This window comes from Roseateles sp. UC29_93, from assembly GCF_042695725.1.
Lineage (GTDB): Bacteria > Pseudomonadota > Gammaproteobacteria > Burkholderiales > Burkholderiaceae_C > Roseateles > Roseateles noduli_A.
The window spans coordinates 4,347,633-4,362,769 of sequence record NZ_CP170545.1 but is presented as its reverse complement, the minus strand read 5'-3'; the positions used below and the strand labels follow the sequence as shown (position 1 = coordinate 4,362,769).

Below are 15,137 nucleotides of genomic sequence, written 5' to 3'. Positions count from 1 at the left end.
GCCGGCGCTCAGGCGGCGAGCGGCGGCTCGATCCAGTACCGGTCGCGGCCGTGACCGCGATGCAGCTGGGATTCGTACTCGCGGTCGATCGAGGCGATGTCCTGGAACGGCGGGCTGGCGCGGATGGCCGCGCGATCGACGGACAGGCGGAGCTGTTTCGCCTCGATGTCGATCGCCTCGATCCAGCGCACGCCGATCAGCACGCGATGGCCGCCCGGCCACCACGCGGCGGTGTCGACCAGCAGATAGCGCAGGGTCCAGTCCACGTCGTCGTAGACCAGGTCCACCACGCGGCCGATGCCGAGGCCGCCCGAGGACAGTTCGCAATCCAGCAGCGCGGTCTCGATCAGGAGCGGGACGTCCGCCGCCGGCGGCACCGGCTGCCCGTAGTGGAGCAACGCGCTCCGCGCCTGCTGCACCGAGATGTCCTGCAGCGGATGCAGCGTCGGGCTGGTCCTGACCGTGCGCCGGCTGACATCCATGTGCATGCTGCCGCGCTCGATCGGCTGCAGCAGCAGGGACGGCAGGATCAGCACCCAGCGGCCGAACAGCCAGGGGCTGGACTCCAGCACCAGGAAGTGGATGCGCCAGTCCACCGTGTCGAACAGCGCCAGGCGCACATGCCCGATGTCGCCGTCGTTGCCGGTCACCTTGCAGCGCTGGAGCAGGCTCAGGCTGTTCAATCGGCCGCGGCAGGACGCGGTCATCTACCGCCGGCCGACGCGCGACGGCGCCACCGGGGGGGTCACGGGACCGGGCAACTCGGGCGACGGCGTGGGCGGCCTCGCCTGCTTGGGCTTCTTCGCTTCCTTGTTGCCGTGTTGACGTTTGGACATGGGTGCTCCTGGACGGATGAGGGATTGAGCCTGGAGCCTGCGCCGATCCGCCCGCCGGGGTCGGTGCGCCACCGTACCCATCCGGCGGGTCGGCCGCGGGCGCCCTCGCGCGCCCTCGCCGGCTGGCGCTCCGGACCCGCGCCCTATACTCGATCAACGGCCTTACGCCGCAAGGATGCGCTGATGGTGAGCATGGAGTTGGCGCGCGAGAACCGGCTCCTCGCCGCGCTGTCGGATGAAGAGCTGTCCCGGTGGCTGCCGGACCTGGAAGTGGTGGACGCCCCGCTCGGGCAGGTGCTCTATGAATCGGGCGGGCAGTTGTCGCATGTCTACTTCCCCACGACCTGCATCGTGTCCCTGCTCTACGTGCTCGAGGACGGCGGCTCGGCCGAGATCTCCGTCGTGGGCTACGAGGGCGTGCTGGGGGTGTCGCTCTTCATGGGCGGCCAGACCACGCCGAGCCGCGGGGTGGTGCAGAGCGCCGGCCAGTTGCTGCGGCTGCGGTCCGATCTGATGCTGTCGGAGTTCAACCGGGCCGGCAAGGTGATGCAGCTGCTGCTGCGCTACACGCAGGCGCTGCTGACGCAGATGTCGCAGACGGCGGTGTGCAACCGCCATCATTCGCTGGACCAGCAGCTCTGCCGCTGGCTGCTGCTGAGCCTGGACCGGCTCCGCGGCGACGACCTCGTCATGACCCAGGAGCTGATCGCCAACATGCTGGGCGTGCGCCGCGAAGGCGTGACGGAAGCGGCGGGCAACCTGCAGGACGCGGGCCTCATCAGCTATCGACGCGGCCACATCACGGTGCTCGACCGTCCGGGGCTGGAGCTGCGCACCTGCGAGTGCTACGCGGTCGTCAAGAACGAATACAACCGGCTGCTGCAGGCGCCGCTCGTCCGGGGGATCTGAGCAAATCCGGGGGATGTTCGCCGCCGTACAGACTCGGCGGCGAATGGGACTCAAGGTGAGGTGTCTTCGCTTCAGGAACCTCGATGTCCTTGCTCCAGGAATCCACCTCGCCTCGCGTCTTCGGCGTGGAGGCGGGCCACGCGCCCTGCGCCTCCCTCGACGATCCCGACGAGATGGCCCGGCGCCTGGTGGCCGCGCTGCCATCGGCCTTTCTCACCCGCCCGGGCGCCTGGCGGCCCTTTGTCGCGGAGCTGCTGGCGGTGGATCCGTCGGACACGCCCATGGTGACGCTGGGCGATGGCCGGCAGCAATGGCTGCTGGATCAGGGCGCCGCGGTGCTGTCGCAGCATTGGACGCGCTACGAGCAGGGCCTGAAGCCCGGCGCCTTGGGCGTGCACGTCGCGGAGCAGAAGCGCAGCGACATCCTGGCGCTCGTCGCGCATGAGCTGCGGGATCCGCTGGCGGCGATCGGCTCCGCCTTGAAGGTGCTCCAGCTCAGGGCGAATGCCCAGGACGCCGCGGAACGCGCCATCATCGAGCGGCAATTGGGCACCTGCCTGCGCGTGGTGGGCGACCTGCTGGATCAATCGCTGGTCTCGCGCAACACCTTGACGGTCCATCGCCTGCCGATCCCGGTGCGCGGCTTCCTGTCGACCGCGCTGGAGGCCACCGCGCCCGGACGCGAGACGAAGCGGCACCGGCTGATGGCCTTCCTCCCGGAGGTGTCCGTGCAGGTGCGCGGGGACAGCACGCGCTTGTCGCAGGTCGTCGGGAATCTGCTCTCGAACGCCACGCGGTACACGCCCGAGGACGGCTGCATCGAACTGTGGACGGCGCAGGACGCCGGCCAGTGCGTGGTGCATGTGAAGGACAACGGCCAAGGCATCGGCGTCGAGCAGATCTCGCGCATCTTCGAACCGTATGTGCAGGGCCATCGCCCGCCCGGCGCGGTGTATCGCGGACTGGGCCTCGGACTGGCCCTGGCCCGGGCGATCGTGGAGCTGCACGACGGCTCGCTCAAGGTCTTCAGCGCGGGCGCGGGTCGGGGCAGCGAGTTCTGCCTCACGCTGCCGATCTGGGAGCCGCCGCCAGCACGGTGATGGCGACTCGGTCGGGACAGGTGCGATCCCGTCCGATCCATTTCCGAAGCGCGAAGCAGCAAGCTGGAAGTACCAAACAAAACGCCCGCAGGACTTGCGTCTTGCGGGCGTTCTTTATTCGGTGGGGTGGCTGATGGGACTCGAACCCACGACGACCAGAATCACAATCTGGGACTCTACCAACTGAGCTACAGCCACCACTGGAGAAGCCTTAGATTATGGCCAAAATTCTCCTCTGTGGGAAGCACTTTCTGCGATTCTTCTGCAAATAGCTTGAATCGCGCGAGTGCCGCCCTTTTTCCTTTGTCGCCGCGCGCTCAGTTCGCCGGCGCCGAGGCGGCCGTCGCCTTCAGCACCGCCGGCTTGATCGCCGCCTTGTACTCGGCCTTGAGCACGTTGTAGTAGCTGGCCATCTCGACCGCGCTCCAGGCACGCGCGTACTGCTCCGCCGCCCGCTTCGCGTCGATCAGCGCCGGATCGCGCGGCAGGATCTTGTCGATCTTCACGACGAGGTAGTCGCCGTTGCCCGCATCCGCGCCGACGTAGGCCGGCAGCTTGGACGCATCCGCGCGCAGGACCTGGTCCAGCGCCTTCTGCGGCAGCACGCCCGGCTTGGCGCGCGACACGGTCACCGCGTCGCCCAGACCCTTGGCATCGCCGCTCTTCTTCAGCTCGGCCAGACGGGCCTCGCCGGCCTTCTTCGCGGCTTGCGCGGCGTTGTCCTGCACCCAGGCCATCGTCAGCAGCGGCTTGACCTCCGCCAGCGGCGGCACGCGCGCCGGCTTGTAGGCGACGACGCGCGCCGACACCAGCTGGTTGCCGCCCGCCTCGATGGCGGCCGTGTTGTGCTTGTCCTTCAGCGAGTCCGCAGCGAACACCGCCTCCAGCAGCTTCGGCGAAGCCAGGACACCGGTCGCGTCCGGCGCGGCCTTGCGTTGCACGGTCGCCTTCTGGATCGGCAGCTTGAACTTGTCGGCCGCCGGCTTCAGCGAGTCCGCATCGCTGTACACCGCGTCGGTGAAGCTGTCCGCCTGCTCGGTGAAGCGCTTCTGCGCCAGCTCGCGGCGCAGATCGGCTTCGATGCCGGCCTTGACCGTCTCGAACGGACGCAGCTGACCGCCGCGCACGTCCGTCAGCATGATGATGTGATAACCGAAGTCGGACTGGACCACGTTGCTGATCTCGCCCTTCTTCAGCGCGTAGACCGCGTCCTCGAAAGGCTTGACCATCGCGCCCTTGCCGAAGAAGTCCAGGTCGCCGCCGTTCGGGGCCGAGCCCGGATCCTCGGAGTTCTTCTTCGCGAGTTCGGCGAAGCCGGCCGGGTTCTTGCGCGCCTCGGCCAGCAGCTCGTCGGCCTTGGCCTTCGCCTTGGCCTTGTCCGCCGCCGACATGTCGGCGCCGGCCTTGATCAGGATGTGGCTCGCGCGGCGTTCCTGGTCCGTCGTGAAGCGCGGCTCGTTGGCCTTGTAGTACTTCTCCACGTCCTCCGGATTGATCGTCACGCCGGCCTGCAGCGCGCCGACGTCCAGCACGACGTACTCGATGTCCGCGCTTTCCGGCAGCTGAAACTTCGCGGCGACCTTCGGGTCCTTGTAGTAGGACTCGAGGTCCGCGTCCTTGGGCGTCAGCGTCGCGGCGAAGTCCTTCGCGGCGAAGGTCTGGAACTGCAGTTCACGCTGCTGCAGCAGCGCGTCGAAGGCCAGGCCGGCGCTCGACTGCGTGGGCAGCGCGCTCTGCGCGATCGGGGCCAGCACGCCGTTGATCTGCAGGTTCTGGCGCACGCTCTGCAACAGGCCGTCGACCGTCATGCCCTGCTGCGCGGCGATGCGCTTGGCCGTTTCCACGTCGCGCAGCGGCGCGAGCTGCGGATCCGTGCGGATCAGCTCGAGCAACTGGTCGTTGCTGATGGTGCGATGCTCGTCGGCCGCCTTGGCGGCCAGCACACGTTCGCGCAGCAGGTTCTCGAGCACGTCCTTGCGCACTTCCGGCGAATCGAAGACCTTCGGGTCCATCGTCGGCGCTTCCATGCGCATGCGTTCGACCTGCTTCTTCTGCGCGTCGTCCCAGTCGGCCTGCGTGATCTTGTGGCCGTCGACGGACGCGACCGCCGCGTTGCCGCCTTCCATGAAGCGGCTGTAGCCCTCCAGGCCGACCAGCACGAAGGACGGCACGATCAGGATCAGCAGCAGGAACTGCAACAACCGCGTGTGCTTGCGTACGAAATCAAACATCAACAACCTCAGGTCATTTCACATACGACAAAGGCGAACCGGGGTTCGCCTTTGGGCCGCGGCATTCTAGTCCACGGATGACGTGGACAGGCCTCGGTTTTCTGGTGGGCGCTGACGGGCTCGAACCGCCGACAATCTCCGTGTAAGGGAGGTGCTCTACCAACTGAGCTAAGCGCCCGGAATCTGTTCAGTTCACGGCGTCCTTGAGGGCCTTGCCCGGACGGAATTTCGGCACCTTGGCCGACTTGATCTTGATCGCCTCGTTCGTGCGCGGATTGCGGCCGGTGCGCGCCGCTCTTTTCGTGACGCTGAAGGTGCCGAAGCCCACCAGCGACACGGTGCCGTTCTTCTTGAGCGTGGTCTTCACACCGCCGATTACGGCTTCCAGTGCGCGCCCCGCGGCCGCCTTGGAAATGTCCGCCTGCTTGGCGATGTGCTCGATCAATTCGGACTTGTTCACGAAGGTACCCCCTCATTGGTTTGCCAGGCCGCCCGAACGGCGCGGGAAGCGGATTCTAGACGCATTGCCCTCGGGCTCAGACAAGGGGGAAGTCCCGATACAAGGGGGGCGCCCGACAGTCGCCCAGGGGACAGCGCCCCGCTTGAAACGCCGCATTCGAACGCACTCGTCACACGCTGTTTCATCGCTCCCCGCGAACGGGGGATCGTCCGGAAACTTGGACTGGCATCGACCGGGACAGATGAGGCCCGATGAGGTCCGATGAGGCACGACGGGGGATGAGTGCGGATGGCGCGGCCGCTGAGCCGCGCGCTCAGCGCGCCTTGGCCCGGATCTCGGGCAGCGCCTTCTGCAGGTAGTAGACCATCGACCAGATGGTCAGCACCGCGGCCAGGTAGATCAGCCAGGTGCCCCAGATCCGCGTGTTGATCACGTCGAACAGCTTGCCGTCGAACAGCAGGAAGGGGATGGCCACCATCTGGACCGTCGTCTTGAGCTTGCCCAGCACGTGCACCGCCACCGAGCGCGAGGCGCCGATCTGCGCCATCCACTCGCGCAGCGCGGAGATCGCGATCTCTCGCCCGACGATGACCAGCGCCACCAGCGCGTCCACGCGCTGCTGCTCCAGCAGCACCAGCAAGGCGGCGCAGACCAGGAACTTGTCGGCCACCGGATCGAGGAACGCGCCGAAGGACGAAGTCTGGTTGAGCCTGCGCGCCAGGTAGCCGTCCGCCCAGTCCGTCAGCGCCACCGTGATGAACAGGACCGTGGCCAGCAGGTTTTGATGGGCGGGCGACATCTGCAGGTGGAACACCCCGACGATCAGCGGGATGGCCACGATGCGGGCCCAGGTCAGCAGGGTTGGCAGCGTCCAGAACATGGGCGGCATTGTGCCCAGGTTTCACGGCGCGAAACCGTCGGCCGCTTCTTAATCGTCGAGCCTCAATCGTCCAGCGTTCGCGGCTTGAAGCGCCGGTCGTCGTCGAAGAGGAAGACCTCGACGAACTTCCAGGGCTTGGGCAGCCGGCTCACGTCGCCGAACGGCGCGGCGCGGCGCACCGCCGCGATGGCGACCTCGATCGTGTCCTCGGCCTGGGTCGGCTTGCGCAGCACGCGGATGTGCTTGATGGATCCGTCGTGGTTGAGTTCGACCTCCAGCACGGGAATGGCCAGCAGCTCCGGCGGCACCTCGCCCATGTAGGTGCCGTCGGGGTTGGCGGCGACCATGCGCTGCGCGGCTTGGCGGCGCAGGTCCTCATGCGTGCTGACCGCATGCGGTGCCGGCAGCGGCAGGCCGCGGCGCACGGCCGGCGAGGTCGGCACCGGCCCGGCGGGCGCGATGGGGGTCGCGGCCGGTTCGCGCGGCGCGTCCTGTACCGGAGGACGCACCGGCTGACGTTGCGTCGGCGAGCCGCATGCGGCCAGCGACAGCGCGAGCACCAGCTTGCCGCTCCAGCGTGCGACGTGTCGCAGGCTCACCGGGGTCATCTGATCGATCGTTGTCATGTCTGTTCCCAACAAGCCGCGCGCCGTTCAATGCAGCGCGCGATAGATTTCTTCCGCCAGCTCGCGCGAGATGCCCTTGACGCTGCAGAGCTCCTCGACGCTGGCGCCGGCCACGCCACGCACGCCGCCGAAACGCTGCAGCAACTGCGCGCGCTTCTTCGGCCCGACGCCGGGCACGTCCTCCAGGCGCGAACCGCCGGTGCGGATCGACGCGCGCTTGGCCCGCATGCCGGTGATGGCGAAGCGGTGAGCCTCGTCGCGGATCTGGGCCACGAGCATCAACGCCGCCGAGTCGCGCCCGAGGTACACCTTCTCGCGCCCGTCGGCGAAGACGAGTTCCTCGAGGCCGACCTTGCGCCCCTCGCCCTTTTCAACGCCGACGATGAGGCTCAGGTCGACACCGAGTTCCTCGAAGACCTCGCGCGCCATCGACACCTGCCCCTTGCCACCGTCCACCAGCACCAGGTCCGGCATGCGACCGGTGCCATTCTGGGCGGCCTCGGCCATCTTGCTGTAACGGCGTGTCAGGACCTGGCGCATCGCCGCGTAGTCGTCGCCGCCGGTGATGCCTTCGATGTTGAAGCGCCGGTACTGGGCGCTCTGCATCTGGTGGCCCTCGAAGACGACGCACGAGGCCTGCGTCGCCTCGCCGGCCGTGTGGCTGATGTCGAAGCACTCGATGCGGAACTTGTCGAGCTCGGTGACGCTGAGGTCCAGCGCCTCGATCAGTGCCCGCGTGCGCGCCTGCTGGGAGCCCTCTTCCGACAGCAGCCGCGCCAGCGCGATCTCCGCGCCCTTGACGCACATCTCCTGCCAGATGCGGCGCTGGCCGCGCGGCTGGGCCTGCGTCGTGACGCGGTAACCGGCCTGCGCGCTGAGCGCCTCGGCCAGCGCCGGATCGACCGCCTCCGACAGCACCAGCAGCGACGGCACCGCCATCTCGAGGTAGTGCTGCGCGATGAAGGCTTCCAGCACCAGCCGCTCGGGGCTCGCGGGCTCGACGCGGATGCGGCCGTCCTCGCCTTCGACCGGCGTCAGTTCGTCGTCGTCCAGCAGCTGGACGGCGGTCGCGTCGTCGACGTGTTTCGGGAAATACGCGCGGTCGCCCAGGTGCCGCCCGCCGCGCACCATCGCCAGGTTCACGCAGGCCCGTCCGCCCTGCAGCTTCACCGCGAGGATGTCGACGTCGCGGTCGCGGCCGGTCGCGCTGTTCTCGTCGACGGCCTGCTGCTGCAGGACCTTCGACAACGCGGTGATCTGGTTGCGGATGCCCGCCGCCTGCTCGTACTCGAAGCGCTCGGCGTGCGTCATCATCTGCGCCTGCAGCGCGTCCATCACCTCCTGCGTCTCGCCGAGCAGGAATCGCTCCGCGTTGCTGACGTTGCGGCGGTAGTCGTCGTTCTGCCCTTCGGGCACGCAGGGCGCGGTGCAGCGATGGATCTGATGCAGCAGGCAGGGCCGGCTGCGGTTGTTGAAGACGGTGTCCTCGCAGGTCCGCAGCTGGAAGACCTTCTGGATCAGCTGGATCGACTCCTTCACCGCCCAGGCGCTGGGGAACGGGCCGAAGTAGCGATGGCGCCGGTCCACCGCGCCGCGGTAGTAGCTGATGCGCGGCCAGGCGTGGCCGGACAGGCGCATGTAGGGGTAGCTCTTGTCGTCGCGGAACAGGATGTTGAACCGCGGATTGAGCGCCTTGATCAGGTTGTTCTCGAGCAGCAGCGCCTCGGCCTCGGTGCGCACCACCGTGGTCTCCAGCCGCGCGATGCGCGCGATCATCATGCCGATGCGCGTGCCGCCGTGGTCCTTCTGGAAATAGCTCGAGACGCGGCGCTTGAGGTTCTTCGCCTTGCCGACGTAGAGCACGTGGTCCTGCGCGTCGAAGTAGCGGTAGACGCCGGGCAGCGCCGGCAGCGCCAGCACCTCGGCCAGCAGGCGGTCGCGCCCTTCGCGCGCGGCGCGCTCCATGTCGGCGACGCGGCGCGACTCGGCGGCCTCGATCGCTGCGGACTGGGCGTTCCACTCGTCGGCGTGCGAGGCGGCAGGCGCAGCGGCTGCGGGGAAGGATCGGGGGATCGGCTCCGGCACTTCGCTGGCGCCGGCGGGGGTCGTGCTCATGGGGGGCGATTGTGCCGCCTGATAATTCTTCGATGCCCGACAGCCCCGCCGAATCCTCTTCCGCCGCACAGACTCCTGACAAGCCGACGTGGGACATCTTCTGCCGCGTCATCGACAATTACGGGGATCTCGGCGTGTGCCTGCGTCTGGCGCGCGATCTCGCGCAACGCGGCGCGCAGGCGCGTCTGTGGAGCGACGACCTCTCGCCGCTGGCCTGGATGCAGCCGGAGCCGGTCGAGGGACTGTCCTGCCGGCCCTGGGCCGACAGCGCGCGCGCCGAGCCGGGCGATGTCGTCGTCGAGACCTTCGGCTGCGAGCTGCCGGAGGCGTTCGTCGCGGCGATGGCCGCACGGCCGGTGACGCCGGCGTGGATCAACCTCGAGTACCTCAGCGCGGAAAGCTACGTCGAGCGCAGCCACGGATTGAGGTCGCCGCAGTTCTCCGGCCCCGGCGCCGGCCTGGAGAAGCGCTTCTTCTACCCGGGCTTCAACGAGCGCACCGGCGGACTGCTGCGCGAGCCCGGCCTCATCGAGGCGGCGACCTCGCATCACGGCGACGCCTGGCTCGCAACGCGCGGCTGGGGGCGCCAACCCGGCGAAAGGGTGTTGAGCCTGTTCGCGTATCCGCGGGCGCCACTGGCCGAGTTCCTGGAAGCGCTGGGCCCGGGCTGGCTGCTCCTCCTCTGCCCCGGTGCGCCGCAGGCGGAAGCGCCGCCGCTGCTGCGAACGGGGCAGCGCGCGATCGCCCTGCCCCACCTCAGCCAGGCCGACTACGACCGGCTGCTGTGGTCATGCGACCTCAACCTCGTGCGCGGCGAGGACTCCTTCGTCCGCGCGCAATGGGCCGGCCAACCCATGCTCTGGCAGATCTATTTCCAGGACGACGGCGCCCATGGGCCGAAGCTGGAGGCCTTTCTCGCGCAGTCGCTGGCCGGCGCCCCCGAGGCGCTGCGCACGAACTGGAGCGCCCTCTCCCGCGCCTGGAACGGCCTGGCGCCGTGGACATCGCAGGCCGCCGACGCGCTCCGCGAACTGACCGCCGCCACGGCGCACGCCCGGGCCTGGCGTGCGGAACTGGGCGGGCAACTGGATCTGAGCTCACGGCTCCAGGCCTTCGCCGGGCTGTCGAGTGGCGCGTGAGGGGCCTTTCGGGCTAGAATGCGCGGCTTTTCCGCGTTCTGACTGCGCGGCTCCTCGAACAGCTCCAGGCGATGGCCACGGGCTGCGGGATCCGATACGGAACGCCTCACACCGCCGGAACAGTTCGGATCTCCAAGCATCCAGATGACTGTGCCCGGACCCAATCTCCCGGAATCATCATGAAGATCGCTCAAGAAATTCGCGCCGGCAACGTGATCATGCACGGCAAGGACCCCATGGTCGTGCTGAAGACCGAGTACAGCCGCGGTGGCCGCAATGCCGCCACCGTGCGCATGAAGCTGAAGAGCCTGCTGAACAACTCGGGCACCGAAGTCGTCTTCAAGGCCGACGACAAGATGGACCAGATCATCCTGGAGAAGAAGGAGTGCACCTACACGTACTTCGCCGATCCGATGTATGTGTTCATGGACACCGAGTACAACCAGTTCGAGGTGGAAGCCGAGAACATGGGCGACGCCATCAACTACCTGCAGGACAGCATGGAAGTGGAAGTGGTGTTCTACGACGGCAAGGCCATCTCGGTGGAACTGCCGACCAGCGTCGTGCGTGAAGTGACCTGGACCGAGCCGGCCGTCAAGGGCGACACCTCGGGCAAGGTCCTGAAGCCCGCCAAGATCGCCACCGGTTTCGAGATCCCCGTGCCCATCTTCGTGGCGCAAGGCGACAACATCGAAATCGACACGCGTACGCACGAGTACCGCAAGCGCGTCTGAGACGCCTGCACCGTGCCCGGGCCCAGCGGCCCGGCACCAACCAAAAAGCAGCCCGAGGGCTGCTTTTTTGCTTTCCGGGATCCGGCCTCAAGCGGCGGCGTGACGCTGCTTGCTTTTCTTCGGCTTGGCGTTCGCGACCTTCTTCGAGCCCGACTTGCCCGACGAGGCATGCTGCGTCGGCTTCTTCTTCGCGCCGGACTTCTTGGCGGCGGCGTGCTTGCCGCCCTGCTTCGCGGTCTTGCCGGTGGCCTTGTGCTTGCCGCCGGCCTTGGCCGGCTTGGCTGCGGGCGACGCCGGCGCGGCCATGTCGGCGTGCGCGGCCGCGATCGGCGCCGTGGCGGGAGGCGCCGGTTGCGGCTGGGCTTGCGCCTGCGCGAGCGTGGTCAGCAGTGCGGTGCCCAGGACGGCGATCAACGACTTCATGTGGATTTCCTTCTTCGGGACGCGCCGACCGGGGCCGGCGCTCGTGATGATGAGGGGAGTCTAGCGGGCGGCCGGTGAAGGCCGCGTCAAACGAACTCGCCCTGACGTAACCATTTCGTGGCGACCCACTTCTCGCCCTCGACGACCGGCGCGCCGCCATGCAGCGTCAGCGTCGCGGGATCGGGCCGGTCGTAGCTGAAGAAGACCGCGTTGCCCTTCTGCGCCATCACGTCGAGCTTGATGTCGGGGAACACCGTCGCGCCGCCGCGCGGCGGCGTGTTCAGGTACATCACGATCGTCGCGACCCGCTGGCCGCCGCGCTCCAGGATCGCCTTGCTGCTGGCGTGGCGCGGGTCGAAGTAGTCGTAGTGCGGCTGGTATTCGGCGCCGGCGCGGTAGCGCAGCACCTGCAGGCCCTCGCCGTTGCGGACCGGCCAGTTCAGCAGCGTCGCGATGCGGCGCTCGATGCGGGCGACGACCTCGTTCTCGCCGCGCTCGAAGAACATGCCCTCGCTGGTGCGGGCCGAGTTGACCTCGCTGCCTTCGCGCTGCGCCGCGACCGTCTCCGATCGCGCCAGACGCTGGCCGGCGTTCGTGACGATCGCGTCGCACTCCTGCTCCGACAGCAGGTTTCCGAACACGATCACCCGCGGCCGCTGCAGCGCCATCAGGATCTCGACGCGATGGCCGTCGGGCAGCAGCACGCTGCGCTGCTCGCCCAGGTCGGGCTCCGGCAGGGAGCCGGCTTCGATCGCGGGCTCCGGGATCTCGGGCAGCGTCAACGGCGCCTCGAAGGGTCGATGCTCGGCCAGCGCCTGCTGCGCCAAGTCGGACTGCCAGCCGCTGGTCAGCATGGCCTGGTACAGCGCTTCGCGGGTGATGCCGTTGCGCAGCTGCGCGGCCACCCATTCGCGCAACTCCGGCGTGAGGTATTGCGAGTTACTCATATCCGCGACGGTATCAAACTGATCGGTGTCTGCCTGTATCCCGGTGTGCCCGACAAGGGGCGCCGCTTACGCTTCGCTGCGCATTCGTCGTCGAGCACCCGGCCACGACGCTGAGCCATGACGCTGGGCCATGACGATCGGCCATGACTCTGCCATCACTCGACGATACGACGGCGGAAGACCAGCCGCTCCGGCTCGCTCGCGTCGGGCGCATAGGCGTAGCCGTCGACGGCGAAGTCCTGCAATCCGGCCGGCGTGCCGATGCGATGCTGGATCGCATACCGCGCCATCAGGCCGCGCGCGCGCTTGGCGAAGAAGCTGATGATCTTGTAGCGGCCATTCTTCCAGTCTTCGAACTGGCATTCGATGACGCGCGGCTTCAGCACCTTGCGGGCGGCGGCCTTGAAGTACTCCTGCGACGCCAGGTTCACGATCACTGGCGACTGCAACTGCGCGCTCTGGGCGTTCAGGTGCTCGGCGATCGTGTCGCCCCAGTAGGCGTAGAGATTGCCGCCCTTGTCGTTCTTCAGCGCCGTGCCCATCTCGAGACGGTAGGGCTGAAGCCGGTCCAGCGGCCGCAGCACGCCGTAAAGGCCGGACAGGATGGCCAGATGGCGCTGCGCCCACTGCAGGTCGTCCAGCGACAGGGTCGATGCCTGCAGTCCGTCGTACACGTCGCCATTGAAAGCGAGCACGGCCGGCTTGCTGTTCCTGTCGGTGAAGCGTGTCGACCATGCGTGGTAGCGGGCGACGTTCAAGCTTGCGAGGGCTTCGGAGATGTCCATCAGCCCGCCGATGTCAGAGGTGGAGCGGGTCTTGAGGATCTCGATCAGTTCGGCCGATTGCGGCACGAATTGGGGACGACTGGCCAGCGCGGCGACGGCGTCGGGTGTCGGAGTGTCGTAGTCCAGGGACTTCGCGGGTGAGATCACGAAAAGCATGGCCCGGATTGTCGCGCGTCCACGACGCAAGACCTGTCACCATCCCTCCTGATGGACGAAAGCCGCCCGAAGGCGGCTTGAGCGGTGTCACTGCGGCGGAGGATCACCCGGGGCCGGCGGAGTGGCCGAGCCCTGGACTGACTGGGGCGCCGTCTGTTCGAGCAAAGCGAACCGCAGGTGAGCGGCGCGAGTTGGCGCCCAGCGAGGCCGCTCCGCCGGCCCCGGGTGATCTTCCGCCGGCGCTCGGTCGCGATTACTTCGCGAGCAGCGTGTTGATCGCCGTGATGTCCTCAGGCCGCAACTGCCCCGACGCCTGACGCAGCTTGAGGCTGTTCACCAGCACGTCATAGCGCGCCTTGGCCAGGTCGCGCTGCGTCGTGTACAGCTGCGTCTGCGCATTGAGCACATCGAGGTTGACGCGCACGCCGACCTTGTAGCCCAACTGCGTCGCTTCCAACGCCAGTTTCGAGGACGACTCGGCCGCCTCATACGCCTTCACCTGCGCCTGCAGCGACTGCACGCCGAAGAACGCGCGCTTGGTGCTCTCCTCGACGCTGCGGCGGGCGAAGTTGAGGTCGTTGCGGGATTTCTCCTCCAGCGACATCGTTTCCTTGATGCGGTTGGTGATCTGCCCACCGGTGTACACGGGCAGGTTCACCGACACGCCCAGCGAGCCCTGCTTGGTGTTGCCGGTGTAGCTGACGCCCTCGCCGGTCTGGCGCTGCACGCCCAGCGAGGCGTTCAGGTCGACGGTCGGCCAACGGGCGCCCTGGGCGCGCTCGATCTCGATCCTGGCGATGTCCAGGCCCAACTGGGCCTTGCGGATGGCCGGATGGGCGCCCTCGGCCTGACTGACCCAGGGCTCCACCGACGATGGCGCCACCGGCGGCAACGCCACCGGCACGGCCAACGGGCGCGGCTCGACGCCGACGCGACCCACCAGCTGGTCCAGCGTCACGCGCTTGACGCGCAGGTCGTTGTCGGCGGCGAGTTCCTGCGCGGTCGCCAGGTCATAACGGGCCTGCGCTTCGCGGGTGTCGGTGATGGTGGCGGTGCCGACCTCGAAGTTGCGCTTGGCCGAGGCGAGCTGCTCCGCGATCGCGGCCTTGTTGGCGCTGGAGGTCGAGAGCGTGTCCTTGGCGGCCAGCACGTCGAAGTAGGCCTGCGCCACGCGGACGATCAGATCCTGCTCCGCCGTCTCCAGGTCGGACTGGGCGACGTCGACGCCCAGGCGGGCCTGCTCGATGCTGCCGGCGTTCGGACGGTTGAAGATCGCGTACTTCGCGCTCAGTCCGGCGTTGCTGACCGTGTTGCCCTGCCAACCGGAATTGACCGTGCCGCCCTGGCCGTTGGAGATAGCCGGCAGGTCCACCTCGTTGCGCGTCGCGCCCACGCCCAGGCCCACGCTGGGACGTGCCAGCGCCTGCGCCTGGCCGTAGCGGTACTGCGCCGAATCCGCCACCGCGCGCGCGGCGAGGAAGGTCGCGTCGTAGGCACGGGCCGCGTCGTACAGCTCTTGCAGGCTCTGCGCCTGGGCCGCGCCGGCCGCGAAGGCGAGCGCCGCGGCCAGGAGCGTGACCCGCGGCAGGCGGGAGATCGGAGACGGACGGCGTTCAGCGGCCATGAGGCATCCTCGTGTCGATGTGATGTTCTTCGGATCGATCCAACTGCGGACCGGCCGCGGACAGGCCGCGACCGGGATTCAGTACCTCGGCACCGCCGGATCGATCGCCTCCGATCCGGCCCCGGTGCCGCGGGCGAGGTTATAGATCACCTCCCCCGCCTCTCTCGAAAGA

At 68.1% G+C, this 15,137-nt stretch carries 15 protein-coding genes and 2 tRNA genes; 4 read left to right on the top strand and 13 right to left on the bottom strand.

Features of this window, described 5'->3' with window-relative positions:
- Positions 1–8: 8 nt before the first annotated feature.
- Together ACFJIX_RS20400 and ACFJIX_RS20395 are read right to left on the bottom strand one after the other, a co-directional pair.
- Positions 9–707, bottom strand: a complete 699-nt coding sequence (locus ACFJIX_RS20400) for a hypothetical protein (protein WP_377154271.1) — start codon at positions 705–707, stop codon at positions 9–11.
- Entirely contained in the window at positions 708–836 is a 129-nt protein-coding gene (locus ACFJIX_RS20395; protein WP_377154269.1) for a hypothetical protein, read from the bottom strand.
- A gap of 183 nt (positions 837–1,019) precedes the next feature.
- Between ACFJIX_RS20395 and ACFJIX_RS20390 the strand changes: the two genes are divergently transcribed.
- A complete protein-coding gene (locus tag ACFJIX_RS20390; RefSeq protein ID WP_377154267.1) occupies positions 1,020–1,745 on the top strand; it encodes a Crp/Fnr family transcriptional regulator in 726 nt (241 codons plus the stop codon).
- Positions 1,746–1,828: 83 nt separating this feature from the next.
- On the top strand, positions 1,829–2,845 hold the full coding sequence (locus tag ACFJIX_RS20385; protein ID WP_377154265.1) for a sensor histidine kinase: 1,017 nt from the start codon (positions 1,829–1,831) through the stop codon (positions 2,843–2,845).
- A 122-nt stretch (positions 2,846–2,967) separates the two neighbouring features.
- Here ACFJIX_RS20385 and ACFJIX_RS20380 read toward each other — a convergent pair.
- From ACFJIX_RS20380 to uvrC, 7 genes are all read right to left on the bottom strand, one after another.
- A tRNA-His gene (locus ACFJIX_RS20380) sits at positions 2,968–3,043 on the bottom strand.
- Between the two features lie 119 nt (positions 3,044–3,162).
- The gene (locus ACFJIX_RS20375; RefSeq protein WP_377154263.1) at positions 3,163–5,076 is read right to left on the bottom strand and encodes a peptidylprolyl isomerase; all 1,914 of its coding nucleotides are present in this window, start codon (positions 5,074–5,076) and stop codon (positions 3,163–3,165) included.
- A 102-nt stretch (positions 5,077–5,178) separates the two neighbouring features.
- Positions 5,179–5,254, bottom strand: a tRNA-Val gene (locus ACFJIX_RS20370).
- Positions 5,255–5,263: 9 nt separating this feature from the next.
- Positions 5,264–5,536, bottom strand: coding sequence for an HU family DNA-binding protein (locus ACFJIX_RS20365; protein ID WP_067270581.1), 273 nt, complete (start codon positions 5,534–5,536; stop codon positions 5,264–5,266).
- A 313-nt stretch (positions 5,537–5,849) separates the two neighbouring features.
- Positions 5,850–6,416: a CDP-diacylglycerol--glycerol-3-phosphate 3-phosphatidyltransferase gene (pgsA, locus tag ACFJIX_RS20360; RefSeq protein ID WP_377154260.1), complete on the bottom strand. Its 567-nt coding sequence runs from the start codon at positions 6,414–6,416 to the stop codon at positions 5,850–5,852.
- 62 nt (positions 6,417–6,478) lie between these two features.
- The gene (locus ACFJIX_RS20355) at positions 6,479–7,042 is read right to left on the bottom strand and encodes a hypothetical protein (protein ID WP_377154258.1); all 564 of its coding nucleotides are present in this window, start codon (positions 7,040–7,042) and stop codon (positions 6,479–6,481) included.
- Between the two features lie 27 nt (positions 7,043–7,069).
- Positions 7,070–9,007: an excinuclease ABC subunit UvrC gene (gene uvrC / locus ACFJIX_RS20350; protein ID WP_377161875.1), complete on the bottom strand. Its 1,938-nt coding sequence runs from the start codon at positions 9,005–9,007 to the stop codon at positions 7,070–7,072.
- Between the two features lie 182 nt (positions 9,008–9,189).
- Here uvrC and earP point away from each other — a divergent pair, with 182 nt between their 5' ends.
- Both earP and efp read left to right on the top strand, forming a co-directional pair.
- Positions 9,190–10,296 carry an elongation factor P maturation arginine rhamnosyltransferase EarP gene (earP, locus tag ACFJIX_RS20345; protein WP_377154255.1) on the top strand — a complete coding sequence of 369 codons (1,107 nt, stop codon included), beginning with the start codon at positions 9,190–9,192 and terminating at the stop codon, positions 10,294–10,296.
- A 179-nt stretch (positions 10,297–10,475) separates the two neighbouring features.
- On the top strand, positions 10,476–11,030 hold the full coding sequence (efp, locus tag ACFJIX_RS20340; RefSeq protein ID WP_088383725.1) for an elongation factor P: 555 nt from the start codon (positions 10,476–10,478) through the stop codon (positions 11,028–11,030).
- 87 nt (positions 11,031–11,117) lie between these two features.
- On the opposite strand, the gene ACFJIX_RS20335 is transcribed toward efp, so the two are convergent.
- The 4 genes from ACFJIX_RS20335 to ACFJIX_RS20320 form a co-directional block, all read right to left on the bottom strand.
- Positions 11,118–11,453, bottom strand: a complete 336-nt coding sequence (locus ACFJIX_RS20335) for a hypothetical protein (protein WP_377154253.1) — start codon at positions 11,451–11,453, stop codon at positions 11,118–11,120.
- Positions 11,454–11,539: 86 nt separating this feature from the next.
- The gene (locus tag ACFJIX_RS20330; RefSeq protein ID WP_377154251.1) at positions 11,540–12,400 is read right to left on the bottom strand and encodes a 2OG-Fe(II) oxygenase; all 861 of its coding nucleotides are present in this window, start codon (positions 12,398–12,400) and stop codon (positions 11,540–11,542) included.
- 155 nt (positions 12,401–12,555) lie between these two features.
- The gene (gene yaaA / locus ACFJIX_RS20325) at positions 12,556–13,341 is read right to left on the bottom strand and encodes a peroxide stress protein YaaA (RefSeq protein ID WP_377154249.1); all 786 of its coding nucleotides are present in this window, start codon (positions 13,339–13,341) and stop codon (positions 12,556–12,558) included.
- A 253-nt stretch (positions 13,342–13,594) separates the two neighbouring features.
- Positions 13,595–14,965, bottom strand: a complete 1,371-nt coding sequence (locus tag ACFJIX_RS20320; protein WP_377154247.1) for a TolC family outer membrane protein — start codon at positions 14,963–14,965, stop codon at positions 13,595–13,597.
- Positions 14,966–15,137 lie beyond the last annotated feature (172 nt).

What these genes read in the sequence shown, in the direction of transcription:
- ACFJIX_RS20320 (WP_377154247.1), bottom strand. Translation starts at nt 14,965, where the DNA reads ATGGCCGCTGAACGCCGTCCGTCTCCGATCTCCCGCCTGCCGCGGGTC.
- ACFJIX_RS20395 (WP_377154269.1), bottom strand. Translation starts at nt 836, where the DNA reads ATGTCCAAACGTCAACACGGCAACAAGGAAGCGAAGAAGCCCAAGCAG.
- pgsA (WP_377154260.1), bottom strand. Translation starts at nt 6,416, where the DNA reads ATGTTCTGGACGCTGCCAACCCTGCTGACCTGGGCCCGCATCGTGGCC.
- ACFJIX_RS20400 (WP_377154271.1), bottom strand. Translation starts at nt 707, where the DNA reads ATGACCGCGTCCTGCCGCGGCCGATTGAACAGCCTGAGCCTGCTCCAG.
- ACFJIX_RS20390 (WP_377154267.1), top strand. Translation starts at nt 1,020, where the DNA reads ATGGTGAGCATGGAGTTGGCGCGCGAGAACCGGCTCCTCGCCGCGCTG.
- ACFJIX_RS20375 (WP_377154263.1), bottom strand. Translation starts at nt 5,076, where the DNA reads ATGTTTGATTTCGTACGCAAGCACACGCGGTTGTTGCAGTTCCTGCTG.
- ACFJIX_RS20335 (WP_377154253.1), bottom strand. Translation starts at nt 11,453, where the DNA reads ATGAAGTCGTTGATCGCCGTCCTGGGCACCGCACTGCTGACCACGCTC.
- ACFJIX_RS20385 (WP_377154265.1), top strand. Translation starts at nt 1,829, where the DNA reads ATGTCCTTGCTCCAGGAATCCACCTCGCCTCGCGTCTTCGGCGTGGAG.
- efp (WP_088383725.1), top strand. Translation starts at nt 10,476, where the DNA reads ATGAAGATCGCTCAAGAAATTCGCGCCGGCAACGTGATCATGCACGGC.
- ACFJIX_RS20355 (WP_377154258.1), bottom strand. Translation starts at nt 7,042, where the DNA reads ATGACAACGATCGATCAGATGACCCCGGTGAGCCTGCGACACGTCGCA.
- yaaA (WP_377154249.1), bottom strand. Translation starts at nt 13,341, where the DNA reads ATGCTTTTCGTGATCTCACCCGCGAAGTCCCTGGACTACGACACTCCG.
- earP (WP_377154255.1), top strand. Translation starts at nt 9,190, where the DNA reads ATGCCCGACAGCCCCGCCGAATCCTCTTCCGCCGCACAGACTCCTGAC.
- ACFJIX_RS20330 (WP_377154251.1), bottom strand. Translation starts at nt 12,400, where the DNA reads ATGAGTAACTCGCAATACCTCACGCCGGAGTTGCGCGAATGGGTGGCC.
- uvrC (WP_377161875.1), bottom strand. Translation starts at nt 9,007, where the DNA reads ATGGAGCGCGCCGCGCGCGAAGGGCGCGACCGCCTGCTGGCCGAGGTG.